This is a genomic window from Thermomonas hydrothermalis (assembly GCF_900129205.1).
GTDB lineage: Bacteria > Pseudomonadota > Gammaproteobacteria > Xanthomonadales > Xanthomonadaceae > Thermomonas > Thermomonas hydrothermalis.
The window spans coordinates 1-14,050 of sequence record NZ_FQUK01000047.1; the positions used below are offsets into that span (position 1 = coordinate 1).

Annotated in this window: 11 protein-coding genes; 1 reads left to right on the plus strand and 10 read right to left on the minus strand. The window is 62.1% G+C overall.

The window, feature by feature from the left end; all coding sequences use genetic code 11:
* Window positions 1–463: 463 nt before the first annotated feature.
* The 10 genes from modC to BUA29_RS10570 all read right to left on the minus strand — a co-directional run bounded on the left by modC (window position 464) and on the right by BUA29_RS10570 (window position 13,645).
* Window positions 464–1,537: a molybdenum ABC transporter ATP-binding protein gene (gene modC / locus BUA29_RS10525; protein ID WP_072756513.1), complete on the minus strand. Its 1,074-nt coding sequence runs from the start codon at window positions 1,535–1,537 to the stop codon at window positions 464–466.
* Window position 1,538: 1 nt separating this feature from the next.
* The gene (modB, locus tag BUA29_RS10530) at window positions 1,539–2,216 is read right to left on the minus strand and encodes a molybdate ABC transporter permease subunit (RefSeq protein ID WP_072756514.1); all 678 of its coding nucleotides are present in this window, start codon (window positions 2,214–2,216) and stop codon (window positions 1,539–1,541) included.
* 9 nt (window positions 2,217–2,225) lie between these two features.
* Window positions 2,226–3,116, minus strand: coding sequence for a molybdate ABC transporter substrate-binding protein (gene modA, locus BUA29_RS10535; RefSeq protein WP_245770542.1), 891 nt, complete (start codon window positions 3,114–3,116; stop codon window positions 2,226–2,228).
* Between the two features lie 144 nt (window positions 3,117–3,260).
* Entirely contained in the window at window positions 3,261–4,595 is a 1,335-nt protein-coding gene (locus BUA29_RS10540) for an MFS transporter (RefSeq protein WP_072756516.1), read from the minus strand.
* Window positions 4,596–4,607: 12 nt separating this feature from the next.
* The gene (locus tag BUA29_RS10545; RefSeq protein ID WP_072756517.1) at window positions 4,608–5,486 is read right to left on the minus strand and encodes a peptidylprolyl isomerase; all 879 of its coding nucleotides are present in this window, start codon (window positions 5,484–5,486) and stop codon (window positions 4,608–4,610) included.
* A gap of 4 nt (window positions 5,487–5,490) precedes the next feature.
* Window positions 5,491–6,192, minus strand: coding sequence for a respiratory nitrate reductase subunit gamma (gene narI / locus BUA29_RS10550; RefSeq protein WP_072756518.1), 702 nt, complete (start codon window positions 6,190–6,192; stop codon window positions 5,491–5,493).
* Window positions 6,193–6,196: 4 nt separating this feature from the next.
* Window positions 6,197–6,904, minus strand: a complete 708-nt coding sequence (gene narJ / locus BUA29_RS10555) for a nitrate reductase molybdenum cofactor assembly chaperone (protein ID WP_072756519.1) — start codon at window positions 6,902–6,904, stop codon at window positions 6,197–6,199.
* Window positions 6,901–8,448 carry a nitrate reductase subunit beta gene (narH, locus tag BUA29_RS10560; protein WP_072756520.1) on the minus strand — a complete coding sequence of 516 codons (1,548 nt, stop codon included), beginning with the start codon at window positions 8,446–8,448 and terminating at the stop codon, window positions 6,901–6,903. The genes narJ and narH overlap by 4 nt, the downstream gene beginning before the upstream one ends.
* Complete coding sequence (locus BUA29_RS10565; protein WP_072756521.1) at window positions 8,448–12,191, minus strand: nitrate reductase subunit alpha; 3,744 nt, start codon at window positions 12,189–12,191, stop codon at window positions 8,448–8,450. The genes narH and BUA29_RS10565 overlap by 1 nt, the downstream gene beginning before the upstream one ends.
* Before the next feature lie 62 nt (window positions 12,192–12,253).
* Window positions 12,254–13,645 carry a NarK family nitrate/nitrite MFS transporter gene (locus tag BUA29_RS10570; RefSeq protein WP_245770543.1) on the minus strand — a complete coding sequence of 464 codons (1,392 nt, stop codon included), beginning with the start codon at window positions 13,643–13,645 and terminating at the stop codon, window positions 12,254–12,256.
* Window positions 13,646–13,876: 231 nt separating this feature from the next.
* On the opposite strand from BUA29_RS10570, the gene BUA29_RS12550 reads away from it, so the two are divergent.
* A partial coding sequence (locus BUA29_RS12550) for a helix-turn-helix domain-containing protein (protein ID WP_425443779.1) occupies window positions 13,877–14,050 on the plus strand: 174 nt, incomplete at its 3' end.

The window sequence follows — 14,050 nt, forward strand, 5'->3', positions numbered from 1 at the left end:
AATGAAGCCATCACGTGGCGGCGGGGACGCTCCTTCTGCTGCCGGTCGATGTAGTCGCGCAGGGCCTCATCAAGCACGGCCTGGAACTGGCGGCCCTGGCTTTCTGCGATCTGGCGCAAGGCTGCCAGTACTTCGGGCGCAGCCTGGGAGGAAAACTTTTCGCGGACGGCGGTCGCCATGGCCATCTCCATCATGATTCATCTTGACGTTTCATGATAGAGCAAGATGCGAGCTTGCGCCACTACCCGGTTTTTGTTCAAGGCCTGACTGGCGGCCTTGGTTGACGATGAACCACAGCGCATAAGTGGTTGATTTTGCTAGACCGCCCTCTGCGCCTACCCGCAGGCCAAACAGAGAATAGAGACGGCTCTGGCCGAGAAAGTGGCCGATTTCGGGCGTTTCGGACGAGAGCCAGCCGCGGCTCTTGATGCCGAGACCGGGGCGTTTTTTCTGCCACCCGTCTTCATCCAGGCTCCATCAGCGCCACCGACTTCACCTGTACCCATAGTTCTCGACCTTCAGCGACCGCGAGGGATGCGGCGGCACGCCTGGTGAGCCGTGATAGCAGCACCGATTGGCCCACCCGCACGCGCACCAGCGTAAGCCCCGGATGTTCGTCATCGCCCACGGCATCGACCACGCCGCGCAGTATGTTCTGGATGCTGCTGGTACCCGGCTCGGTCGCGAGGCTCACATCCCGCGCCAGGATCCGCACCCGCACGCGGTGGCCGACCGTCAGGCCGCAATCGCGTGCCCATAGGCTGCCGCCGTCGAAATCCACACGCACCAGGTGCCATTCTGTGTCCACTGCACCCACCGTGGCATCGAGCACCGCGCCGGCCTCCTCGCCAAGCCGGAACGGCAGATCGAGGCGAGCCAGCATCCCGCCTAGCGGGCCCGCGGCCAGCACCCGGCCATCTTCCAGCACCACTAAATGGTCAGCCAGTCGCGCCACCTCGTCCGGCGAATGGCTGACGTAGAGCACGGGAATATCCAACTCGTCGTGCAACCGCTCCAGATAGGGCAGGATTTCCTGCTTGCGCTTCACGTCGAGCGCAGACAGCGGTTCATCCATCAACAGCAAACGCGGACTGACCGCCAAGGCGCGGGCGATGCTCACCCGCTGCCGTTCGCCACCGGAGAGCCGATCCGGTTTGCGGTCAAGCAGATGGCCGATGCCCAGCAGCTCAATGGCCTGATCCAGGCTCACGCGCTGCGCCTGTCCAGCGCGCCTCATGCCGTAGCGCAGGTTGCCCAGCACCGTGAGATGGGGAAACAGGCTCGCTTCCTGGAACACGTAGCCAATGGGCCGCTGGTGGGTTGGCACCCAGCGCCCCACGTCCTGCCATACCACACCATCGACCACGAGACGTCCGTGCGGGGCGCGCTCCAGTCCGGCCATGCAGCGCAGTAGCGTGGTTTTGCCGGAACCGGAATGGCCGAACAGCGCCGTCACGCCGCGGCTGGGCAGCGTGAGATCCACATCGAGGGAGAAGCCCGACCAGTCGAGCCGGAAACGGGCCTGGATCCCTGCCATCTCAGCCTCCCTTCTTGAGATTCGGCCGCCAGACATACAAGGCCAGCAGCACGAGGAAGGAGAAGACCAGCATGACCGCCGCGAGTCGATGTGCTTGCAGGTATTCCAGCGCCTCCACGTGGTCGTAGATTTGCACCGAGGCCACGCGCGTGACGCCGGGCAGATTGCCGCCAATCATCAGCACCACGCCAAACTCGCCGACGGTATGGGCAAAGGTCAGGATCGAGGCCGTGAGAAAGCCCGGTGCGGCCAACGGCACCGCCACGGTAAAAAAGGCATCGAGCGGCGAGGCGCGCAGCGTGGCCGCCACTTCCAGCGGTCGGTCGCCCACCGCCTCAAAGGCCGTTTGCAAAGGTTGCACCATAAACGGCAGCGAATAAAACGCCGAGGCAACCACCAAGCCCCAGAAGGTGAAGGGCAAGGGGCCAATGCCGAACCACTGCGTCAACTGCCCGATCGGCCCGTTCGGCCCCATGGCCAGCAGCAGATAGAAGCCCAGCACTGAGGGCGGCAGCACCAGAGGCAGGGCCACCACCGCACTGATCGGCCCCTTCCACCACGCCTTGGTGCGGGCCAGCCACCAGGCGATCGGGGTTCCGACCAACAGCAGGATCACGGTGACGATGCTCGCCAGCCTTGCCGTGAGCCAAATGGCCTGCAGATCGCTATCGGTCAGCATGACCACATACTACTTGCCGGCCGCATCGCGCGGCAGGACGAAACCATATCGGACCATCACGGCCCGCGCCGCTTGGCTATCCATGTAGTCGGCAAAGCGTTTGGCCAGCGCATTGCCCTCAGCCCGTTTGGTGATGATGAAGCCCTGCTCCAGCGGCTCATGCAGCGTGGCGGGGATCAGCCAATAGCCGCCCTTGCCCGCCAACTCTGGATTGAGGGCCAAAGACAGCGCGATGATGCCGACTTGCGCATTGCCGGTTTGCACGAACTGCGCGGTGTGGGCGATGTTTTCGCCGTAGACCAGCTTGGGCTCGACCTTTTCCCACAGCCCGGAGGCGCGCAGGGCTTCCTCGGCGCGTTTGCCGTAGGGCGCGTGCTTGGGGTTGGCGATGGCGATGCGGGTGATCTTGGGATCGGTGAGGCTTGCCAGCGTCATGCGGCTGGCGTCGAGGCTCGCGCTCCAGAGCACGATGCGGCCGAACGCGTAGGGCCTCACTCCGGACGCGGCAAACCCCGCTTTGACCAGCTCGCGCGGGAAGCCGATGTCTGCCGAGAAATACAGGTCATAGGGCGCACCCTGCTGAATCTGGGCGTAGAACTTGCCCGATGAGCCATAAATGACCTCCACCTCGTCGGCCGGATTGGTCTTCTTGAAGGTGGCGACGATCTCATCCATCGCAAACTTGAGATCGGCCGCCGCCGCAATAGTGACTTTTCCGGCATGGGCTGTCGTTGCCAACAGCAATAAACAGACCACGAGCAACGGGTGTAGGAATTTCATGTGGAGTAAGCGCCTTCCCATTGAAGCCCGCTTCGCCTCACACGCAACCACGTCGGTTTCCGGCAGAGTGATGTGCCACTCGCCAACGGCCTCGTTGATGTAGGACTCGGCTAGCTTCATCGCTTAGGGCTCGGACATACGCAAGACCACGACGCGGGCCGACACGCCCAGGACAGACGTGTCCAGACCCGCGCCGGGAAGCCCACCTGTATCAGCCCGTGGTGGCTGCGAGCCATCCATGGCCCACGCCACCCCAGGGGACACTCAAGCCTTTGCCTTGGCATTCATGATTTCCGGCAGATCGGTTTCGGTGGTGATCTGCGGGAAGTGCGCCCGCTCCATGCGCCGGATAGCGAAATGCATCCAGGTCAAGGCAATCGCGACCAGCACGAACAGCAGCATGAAGCAGCTGGTCCAGACACCGATCCAATCATTGAGGGCACCGAACACGATGGGCAGGACGAAACCACCCAGGCCACCGATCATGCCAACCACACCCCCCACGGCGCCAACGTTGTCCGGGTAGTACACCGGAATATGCTTGTAAACCGCTGCCTTGCCAAGTGACATGAAGAACCCGAGCACGAACACCAACGCGGTAAAAGGCACCAATCCGATCGCCAGGGTGAACTCGATGGGCCCATGGATGCCTTTCACGACATAGTGTGTGTCAGGGTAAGACAGGATGAAGCAGCACACTGCCGACACCCCAAAGGTCCAGTACATCACTTTGCGGGCGCCCACCTTGTCACTGAGCCAGCCACCGACGATGCGGAACAGCGAGGCCGGGATCGAATACATGGCGGCAATCTTGCCGGCGGTTTTGACATCCAGCCCGTAGGCTCCGGTGAGATAGTGCGGCAGCCACAGGGCCAGCGCCACGAACGCACCGAACACGAAGAAGTAGTAAAGCGAAAACCGCCAGACCTGGATGTTCTTCAGTGGCTTGAGCTGGTCAAGGAAGGGCTGCGCCTTGATCTGACCGGCAGCCCGGCGCGCCTGATCGGGATCTTCGCTGGTCAACAGGAAGAACAGCACCGCCGTCACCGCCAGCGCGATTGCCCAGATCTGGGCAACCCCTTTCCAGCCAAGGGCCACCATCACCAGCGGCGCGATCAGTTTGGTCACCGCCGCACCGATGTTGCCCGCACCAAAAATACCGAGCACGGTCCCCTGCTTCTCTTTGGGAAACCATTTGGACACATAGGGAATCCCGACCGCGAAGCCGCCACCGGCCAGCCCGACCAGCAGCGCCATCGCCAGATACCCGGTATAGCTGCTCATGAACGTCAAGCCCCAGGTGGCCACGGCCGCGCAGAGCATCAACACGGTGAACACCCGGCGACCACCAATCTGGTCAGTCCAGATGCCAAGAAACAGACGGGTCAGCGACCCGGTCAGGATCGGGGTCGCAACCAGCAGCCCGAACTGGGTTTCATTGAGGCCAAGATCTTTCTTGATCTGGATGCCAATGATCGAAAAGATCGTCCACACCGCAAAGCAGACGGTAAAGGCAAACGTGCTGCTCCATAACGCGATCTGCTGCTGGGCCGGTGAAACCGGAAGATTCCGGTCATTTGCTGCGACATGTGTCGCCATGGCAGTCACTCCTTAGCTTGGGTCGAAATCCTCAAGCCCGCTCACCGGATAGCGCTCGGCAAGCAGGCGCAAATAGTGATGAATGGCGTTCTGCCGGGCCTGGGTTTCAAGGTAGGCAGCAATCCGGCTGGCTGCTTCGCTGTACTCAAGCGGCTCACCTCGCTCGATGGCATCCACCTGGACCACGTGGTGGCCCCAGCGCGACTCGACCGTCAACCCGGCCAGCCCCGGCTTGAGCATGAACAACTGGCGCTCGAACTCGGGGGTGGTATCACCGCGCTCGATCCAACCCAGCTCGCCCCCTGCATCACGCGATGGACAGGCGGAGTGGCGCATGGCCAGCTCGGTGAAACGCTCCGGGTGCTGACGCAACTCGGCGATCAAGGTTTCACCCAGCTCCCGCGCACGCGCACGGGCATGGACATCCCCCGGTGGCGCCGCCAGCAGGATGTGGCGCGCCCGGATCCGGTCCGGATGATGCAGGCGCTGGCGGTTCTGCTCGAAATAGCGCCGGCAGGCGTCTTCGTCCGGAATCGGAACCGTCACCTCACGTTCGAGCAGGAGCCGGATGCAGGCTTCCTCGTGGGATTCACCTGCCTCCGGCTGCGCCTGATCGGCAATCCCCAGACGCTCGATCTCACGTCTGAGCAGCTCGCGCACCACTAGCGCCCGCGCAGCAGCCGCTCGAACGGCATGGGGATTGGGACCACGGTGGTACTGCATTTCGCGTGCAATTTCCGCTTCGCTGATCAGGGTGTCTCCCACCTTGACCCAAGCAGGTGCCGGCCCAGGCAGGGAGCGGGCCGAGGTGTCGTGATCCGCATGGACGCTTTCCTGCGCGGCCTCGGACAACGCCCCTGAATCCATGACGATCGGAATTGCACGCGACATGACATCACCGTCCGTAGTAATCAAGCGGGGCCTGACGCTTGCGAACGACCTGATAGGGCCGAGTCAGATAGGACAGCGGGATCGACCAGATGTGCACCAGGCGGGTGAACGGGAAGATCAGGATCAGCACCATTCCGAGAAACACATGGGCTTTGTAGATCCAGTGGGCATCGGCGATGTAGTCAGCCGCACCGGGGCGGAATGTCACGATGTGCTGCGCCCACTCGGCCAGCTTCATCATCTGCCCGCCATCCAGATGCCCGGCGGACACGAAGATCGAAGACAGGCCCAGGATCAACTGCACATAGAGCAGAACCAGCACGACGATATCGCGGGTCGCCGACGTCGCCCGAATGCGTGGATTGAACAGCCGGCGCAGCAACAGGATGGTCAACCCGATGAAGGCAAACACACCGAAGAAGCCACCGGCGACCATTGCCAGGATCTGCTTCTGACCCGCACTGATGACGTGCTCGTACAGTGCATGCGGCGTCAGCAGCCCCACGAAATGCCCCAGCAAGATGGCAATCACGCCGACATGGAACCAGTTGCTGCCTAGCCGCATCCATTGACCGGAAAGCAACTGGCTGGAACCTGTCCGCCAGGTGTAGGCAGCATGATCGAAGCGGGCCCAGCTGCCGATCAGGAAAACCGCCAGCGCCAGGTACGGAAAGATCTGGAAACAGAAGTAATTGAGTGCGTTCATGTCTTCACCTGGCTGGTGCCGAATCCATCAGTGTCGAAGTGGGATAAGATGCCGGCCGTGCGGCGGAGAATCGTGACGGAGGCTGACAATCGTCCTCTGGAGCCTGTACGCCGAAGCGAACCGCCTCCTCCTCCCACACCGCATCCATTGCCTCTGGCGTGTCATCGCGAGCCTCACTGGCAACCCGTCGCCGCATCGGCTCAAGTTCGACCCGCCCCTGGGCCAACTCGACCAGCGTTTCCAAAAGCTGCGCATAGGGGCTTGCCCGTTCCACAGCACGTGCCGCCAGCAGTTCGAGGATATGGCCGATGTGATGCAACCAGTCGGCCACTTCCGCGGCCGGACGCTGCGACAGGAATTCCAGGACCACTGGCAGGTAGTCCGGCAACTCACGGGTATCCAGCTCGAAACCGGCACGCCGGTAGGTTTCGACCAGATCCACCATGGCCTGCCCACGATCCCGTGACTCACCATGGATATGTTCAAACAGCAACAGGCTCATCGCCCGACCACGATCGAACAATGCCAGCCAGCGTTCCTGAGCCTCCATGGGATCGAGCGCAAGCAAATCCTCGACAAACGCCGACAACTGGGCGGCACGCCCCGACGGCAGCTCGACCTCGGTCAACGCAGCACGCAGCGCCTCGCTACGCTGCCAAAGCTCGTCACGTGGATAGTCCAGCAACAAGCCGATCAGCTTGAGCGCTTTCATGCGATCTCCCGTTCCGGTCTCTGCCGTGCCGGCGGCACCTGGTAGGTGGTGTTGGGACGACCACCGAACAACGCCTCCGCCGGCGACGCTGGCGAGCAGCCATTGCCAAAGCTGAAGCCGCAACCGCCACGCTCACCAAAAGCATCATTGGCGTATTCGCGATGCGCCGTCGGCACCACGAAACGATCCTCGTAGTTGGCGATGGCCAGATAGCGGTACATCTCCTCGGCCTGGGCCACGGTCAGGCCGACCCGGGTCAGGATTTCGCTGTCCTCGATCCCGTCCACGTTCATCGCCCGCCGCCAGGCACGCATCGCCAGCATGCGTTCCAGCGCACGCACCACCGGCGCCTCATCACCGGCCGTGAGCATGTTGGCCAGATAGCGCACTGGGATGCGCAGCGATTTCACATCGGGAATTTCGCCGTTCTTGCCGATACGGCCAGCATCGGCTGCAGACTGGATCGGTGACAGCGGCGGCACGTACCAGACCATCGGCAGCGTGCGGTATTCCGGATGCAGCGGCAAGGCCAGTTTCCAGTCGACTGCCAGCTTGTACACCGGCGAACGCACAGCCGCCTCCAGCCAGCTGTCCGGAATCCCTTCGGCCCGCGCTGCGGCGATCACCTCGGGGTCACGTGGATCCAGGAACAGATCCAGATGCGCCTGGTAGAGATCCTTTTCCGATGCCGTGTTGGCCGCTTCGGCGATCTTGTCGGCGTCGTACAACAGCACACCCAGATAGCGGATACGACCCACGCAGGTTTCCGAGCATACCGTCGGTTCACCCATTTCGATGCGCGGGTAGCAGAAGATGCACTTCTCGGACTTACCGGTCTTCCAGTTGTAGTAGATCTTCTTGTACGGGCAGCCCGACACGCACATCCGCCAGCCGCGGCACTTGTCCTGGTCGATCAGGACGATGCCGTCCTCCTCGCGCTTGTAGATCGCACCGGAAGGACACGAGGCCACACACGCCGGATTGAGGCAGTGCTCACACAGGCGCGGCAGATACATCATGAAGGTCTTTTCGAAGGCGCCATAGATTTCCTTCTGTACGCCATCGAAGTTGCTGTCGCGCGAGCGCTTGGCAAACTCGGTCCCCAGGATTTCCTCCCAGTTCGGACCCCAGTGGATTTTTTGCATCCGCTGCCCGGTGATCAGCGAACGCGGGCGGGCGGTGGGCTGATGCGCCCCTTCTGGGGCTTCGTGCAGGTGGTGGTAATCGAAATCAAACGGCTCGTAATAGTCGTCGATCTGCGGCAGATCGGGATTGGCAAAGATTTTTGAAAGCAGCCGGAAGCGCCCTCCCGCCTTGAGCTGCAACTTGCCGCTGGCGGTACGAACCCAGCCACCGTTCCACTTCTGCTGGTTCTCCCATTCCTTGGGGTACCCAATGCCGGGCTTGGTTTCGACGTTGTTGAACCAGGCGTACTCGACACCCTCCCGGCTGGTCCAGACGTTTTTACAGGTGATCGAACAGGTGTGACAACCGATGCACTTGTCCAGGTTGAGCACCATTGCGATCTGGGCACGGACTTTCATCACGCCATCTCCTTGCTGGCCGCCGGCACCGTTTCACCGTCCAGCCATTCGACCTTGTTCATCTTGCGGACGATCACCAGTTCGTCACGATTGGTGCCGACCGTTCCGTAGTAATTGAAGCCGTAGCTGAGCTGGGCATAGCCGCCAATCATGTGGGTCGGCTTGACCACGACACGGGTGACCGAGTTATGGATACCACCCCGGGTGCCGGTGACCTCACTGCCAGGCGTGTTGATGATGCGTTCCTGGGCGTGATACATCATGGCGATGCCCGGCATGATGCGCTGACTCACCACGGCGCGTGCAGCGATCGCGCCATTGACGTTGAACAGCTCGATCCAGTCGTTGTCCTCGATTCCGGCAGCCCGGGCATCATCCTCGGACAGCCACACGATCGGCCCGCCACGCGACAGCGTCTGCATGATCAGGTTGTCGCTGTACGTACTGTGGATACCCCACTTCTGGTGCGGCGTGATCCAGTTCAGGACGATCTCGCGGTTGCCATTGGGCTTCTTGCCAAGGATGGGCCGCACCGTCTTGGTGTCGACCGGCGGCCGGTACCCCATCAGCGCCTCGCCGAATGCACGCATCCATTCGTGATCCTGATAGAACTGCTGCCGACCGGTCAGGGTGCGCCACGGGATCAGCTCGTGGACATTGGTGTAACCAGCGTTGTAGCTGACGTTCTCATCCTCCAGCCCGGACCAGATCGGCGAGGAAATGATCTTGCGCGGCTGGGCCTGGATGTCGCGGAAGCGGATTGCTTCGTGCTCCTTGCCGACTGCCAGATGGGTATGGTCCCGGCCCGTGAACTCACCCAGCGACTGCCAGGCTTTGACTGCGACATGGCCGTTGGTCTCCGGTGCCAGGTGCATGATCGCCTCGGCGGCATCGATCGCCGTCTCCAGCCGTGGCCGCCCCTTGCTGATCCCGTCTTCAGTGACCATATGGTTGAGCTTGGCGAGGAACTCGACCTCGTGCTTGGTCTCCCAGCTCAACCCCTTGCCGCCATTGCCCTGCTTGTCGAGCAGCGGCCCTAGCGAGGTGAACTTCTTGTAGAGATTGGGGTAGTCACGCTCAACCACCGCCATGGCCGGCGCCGTTTTGCCAGGGATGAGTTCGCACTCTCCCTTCTTCCAATCGGTCACGCCCAGCGGCATGGCGATTTCACCCGGAGTGTCGTGCAGGATCGGGGTCAGCACCAGATCCTTCTCGACCCCCAACACGCCAGGCGCCAGCTCGCTCACCGTGCGGGCGATGCCCTTGAAGATCTCCCAGTCACTGCGCGCCTCCCAGGCCGGATCCACCGCCTTGGAAAGCGGATGGATGAAGGGATGCATGTCGGAAGTGTTGAGATCGTCCTTCTCGTACCAGGTGGCCGTCGGCAGCACGATGTCGGAATACAGCGCCGTCGTGCACATGCGGAAGTCGAGCGTGACCAGCAGATCCAGCTTGCCTTCCGGCGCCTCGTCGCGCCACTTCACTTCCTCCGGCTTGGCGGCACCGCGCTCACCCAGATCCTTGCCCTGCAACCCATGGCGGGTGCCGAGCAGATGTTTGAGCATGTATTCGTGGCCCTTGCCCGAGCTGCCCAACAGGTTGGAACGCCAGATAAACAGATTGCGCGGGAAGTTCTCCGGCGCATCCGGGTCGGCGTAGGCGAAATCGAGGCTGCCGTCCTTGAGCTTGCCGACCGCATAGTCCACCGGCGCGACTCCAGCCCGCTCGGCTTCACGCACCAGGGTCAACGGATTGGTATTGAGCTGCGGGATGGCAGGCAACCAGCCCATGCGCACGGCACGCAGGTTGAAGTCGACCAGCGACCCCTTGTATTTGCCAGGGTCGGCCAGTGGGCTGAGGATTTCCTCGACGCCCAGCTTTTCGTACCGGTACTGAGACGAGTTGAAGTACCAGAAGCTGGTACCGTTCATCTGCCGCGGCGGCTTGCTCCAGTCCAGCCCGAAGGCCACCGGGAGCCAACCCGACTGCGGGCGCAGCTTTTCCTGACCGACGTAATGCGCCCAGCCACCGCCACTCTGACCGACGCAGCCGCACATCACCAGCATGTTGATCAGGCCGCGGTAGTTCATGTCATTGTGGAACCAATGGTTCATCGCGGCGCCGACGATGATCATGGCCCGCCCACGGGTCTTGTCGGCAGTGCGGGCGAATTCGCGTGCGATCTGGATCACGTCGCCGCGCGGTACGCCGGTGATTTTTTCCTGCCAGGCCGGCGTGCCGGGCACATCGTCGTCATAGCTGGCTGCGACGTTAGGCCCGCCAAAACCACGATCCACCCCGTACTGGGCCAGCAACAGGTCATAGACGGTTGTGACCAGCCATTCCTTGCCATCCGCCAGCGTCAGACGCTTGACCGGGATATTGCGCTCCAGCACTTCGTCGAACTTGCTGCCGGTCCAGAATCCGTGCTCGACGCCACCGAAGTACGGGAAGCTGACGGCTTCGATGCCATCGGCGATGTCCTTCATGCTCAGACGCAGGCGGGTATCACGGCCAGCGCTGTCTTTTTCCTCGATGTTCCACTTGCCTTTTTCGCCCCAGCGGAAACCGACCGAGCCACGCGGCACCACGATCTCCCCGCTCAGCTCGTCATAGGCCAGCGTCTTCCATTCCGGGTTGTTGTGCTCACCGAGGTTGCCGAGGTCACTGGCGCGCAGGAACCGCTCGGGCACCAGCCGGCCGTCTGCACGTTTCTCCAGCCGTACCAGCATCGGCATGTCCGAATACTGCCGGCAGTAGTCGGTGAAGTACTGCGACGGCGACTGCACGTGGAACTCCTTGAGGATGACGTGCCCGAACGCCATCGCCAGTGCCGCGTCGGTGCCCTGCTTGGGATGCAGCCAGTGATCGGTGAGCTTGGCCACCTCGGAATAATCCGGCGTGATGGCCACCGTCTTGGTGCCGTTGTAGCGCGCCTCGGTAAAGAAATGTGCGTCCGGCGTGCGCGTCTGCGGGACGTTGGAGCCCCAGGCGATGATGTAGCGGCTGTTGTACCAGTCGGCCGACTCCGGCACGTCGGTCTGCTCACCCCACACCTGCGGGCTGGACGGCGGCAGATCGCAATACCAGTCGTAGAAGCTCAGGCAGGCGCCTCCCAGCAGGGAAAGATAGCGCGCGCCAGCGGCATAGCTGACCATCGACATCGCCGGAATCGGCGAAAACCCCACCACCCGGTCGGGGCCCCAGCGCTTGACCGTGTACAGGTTGGCGGCCGCGATGATCTGGTTGACTTCATCCCAGGTCGAACGCACAAAGCCACCCATGCCACGCTTGCTCTTGTAGCTTTTGGCCTTCTGCGGATCCTCGACGATGGAGGCCCAGGCCTCGACCGGACTCAGGGTCTTGCGCGCCTGCCGCCACAGCTTCAGCAACGCCGAGCGCACCAGCGGATACTTGACACGATTGGCGCTGTACAGATACCAGGAATAGCTGGCACCACGCGGACACCCGCGCGGCTCATGGTTGGGCAGATCGGGCCGGGTGCGCGGGTAATCAGTCTGCTGCGTCTCCCAGGTCACCAGACCGTTCTTGACATACACCTTCCAACTGCACGAGCCGGTGCAGTTCACACCATGGGTGGAGCGCACGATCTTGTCGTACTGCCAGCGACGCCGATAACTGTCCTCCCAGGACCGATCCTGGCGCTTGGCTACGCCATGCCCGTCAGCAAAAGGCTCGTCTGCCGGCTTGAGAAAGTTGAGTCGATCAAGGAAATAGCTCATGTCAGGTCATCCCGGGATCACAGCTGAAAACAGGCATAAGGCACACGCAAAGCGGCACAGGGTCAGCACGGCGCCTCGGCACCCTTGCGGAAGTACCACCACCAGGTGATGGCGATACAGGTGACATAGAAGGCGATGAATCCATACAGCGCCGCTTCCGGGCCTCCGGTCATGGCAATCGAGGTGCCATAGCTCTTGGGAATGAAGAACCCGCCATAGGCACCGATGGCCGAGGAGAACCCGATCACTGCCGCCGACTCGATCCCGGCCTGACGGGCCGCCTGCTTGAGGTCGCCTCCTTTGGCCGCAGCCTCCCGCTCGATCTGATTGCGGAAGATGATGGGAATCATCCGGAACGTACTGGCATTGCCAATCCCGGTCAGGATGAACAGCAGCATGAACATGGCCATGAAGCCGAAGAAATTGCCGCCGGAAGCCCCGCTGGGCAGGAAATACAGAACCCCGAACACCGCGGCCACCATCAACACGAACACCCAGAACGTGAGGAAGGCGCCGCCCAGCTTGTCGCTCATCCAGCCGCCCACCGGACGCGCCAGCGCACCGACCAGCGGGCCAAGGAAGGCATAGGTCAGGGCATTGACCTCGGGGAACTGGGTCTTGATCAGCATCGGGAAGCCCGCCGAATAACCGATGAAGCTGCCGAACGTGCCGATATAGAGCCAGCACATCAGCCAGTTGTGCTTGCGGCGGAAGATCACGGCCTGATCGGAAAAATTGGAGCGCGCACTGGCCAGATCGTTCATCCCGAACCATGCCGCCAGGGTGCACGCCACCAGGAACGGTAGCCAGATGAAGCCGGCGTTCTGCAGGTAGAGCTGCTCACCGTCCTTGGTCACCTGCGGGCCACCCGCAAGAGCACCGAACACCGCCGTGGAAATCACCAGCGGGATCACGAACTGGGTGACCGAAACCCCCAGGTTGCCCAGCCCCGCATTCATGCCCAGTGCATAGCCCTGCTTGGCCTTGGGATAGAAGAACGAGATGTTGGACATGGACGAGGCAAAATTGCCGCCGCCCAACCCACAGAGGATCGCAATGGCCACGAACTGCCAGTAAGGCGTCGTAGGATCCTGTACCGCAATCCCGAGCCAGGCCGCCGGGATCATCAGCGACGCCGTGGAAATCGCAGTCCAGCGCCGACCGCCGAAAATCGGCACCATGAACGAATAGAAGATTCGCAGGGTGGCGCCCGACAGACCCGGCAACGCGGTCAACCAGAACAACTGGTCAGTGGTGAAATTGAAACCGACCTTCGGCAGGCTGACCGTCACCGCCGAAAACATCATCCACACCGCAAACGCCAGCAGCAGGGCCGGGATCGAGATCGCCAGGTTACGGTTGGCGATCCGGCTGCCGGTTTGCGCCCAGAAGTCAGGATCCTCTGGTCGCCAGTCCTCGATGAGATAACCGCTGCTGCGGGGCTTGTTCGTCACTTGGGCGCTCATGGCAGGTAGCCTCAGGTTGCAGTGAAAGCCTTTCCGAAGCAGGGCAACGCCCTGCTCCCGACACGCCACCAGCATGTGCCCCTTACGGTTGCGTTGTCTGCATAAGTTCAAACACCTTTGGCACTCCTTCGAAGCAGGAGGAGCGCCATGCAAGTGCACCATGCCGGGTACCGAATCCGGGGGTTCTATCGAATAGCCGCCTTGGGTCATCTTTGGGCAATGACCCCCAAAGACGCTCAACGAAGGCTGCACATCCTGCGCTTCTGGGACACACACGGCCTCGAAGCCACCCAAGACGCCTTCGACGTGTCCCGGCGCACGCTCTACCGGTGGAAGCAGGCCCTGCGCGAACAGGGCGGCAATCCCGCCGCCTTGGCCGCTCGATCCTGCGCG

What these genes read in the sequence shown, in the direction of transcription:
- modC (WP_072756513.1), bottom strand. Translation starts at nt 1,537, where the DNA reads ATGGCAGGGATCCAGGCCCGTTTCCGGCTCGACTGGTCGGGCTTCTCC.
- modB (WP_072756514.1), bottom strand. Translation starts at nt 2,216, where the DNA reads ATGCTGACCGATAGCGATCTGCAGGCCATTTGGCTCACGGCAAGGCTG.
- modA (WP_245770542.1), bottom strand. Translation starts at nt 3,116, where the DNA reads ATGAAGCTAGCCGAGTCCTACATCAACGAGGCCGTTGGCGAGTGGCAC.
- BUA29_RS10540 (WP_072756516.1), bottom strand. Translation starts at nt 4,595, where the DNA reads ATGGCGACACATGTCGCAGCAAATGACCGGAATCTTCCGGTTTCACCG.
- BUA29_RS10545 (WP_072756517.1), bottom strand. Translation starts at nt 5,486, where the DNA reads ATGTCGCGTGCAATTCCGATCGTCATGGATTCAGGGGCGTTGTCCGAG.
- narI (WP_072756518.1), bottom strand. Translation starts at nt 6,192, where the DNA reads ATGAACGCACTCAATTACTTCTGTTTCCAGATCTTTCCGTACCTGGCG.
- narJ (WP_072756519.1), bottom strand. Translation starts at nt 6,904, where the DNA reads ATGAAAGCGCTCAAGCTGATCGGCTTGTTGCTGGACTATCCACGTGAC.
- narH (WP_072756520.1), bottom strand. Translation starts at nt 8,448, where the DNA reads ATGAAAGTCCGTGCCCAGATCGCAATGGTGCTCAACCTGGACAAGTGC.
- BUA29_RS10565 (WP_072756521.1), bottom strand. Translation starts at nt 12,191, where the DNA reads ATGAGCTATTTCCTTGATCGACTCAACTTTCTCAAGCCGGCAGACGAG.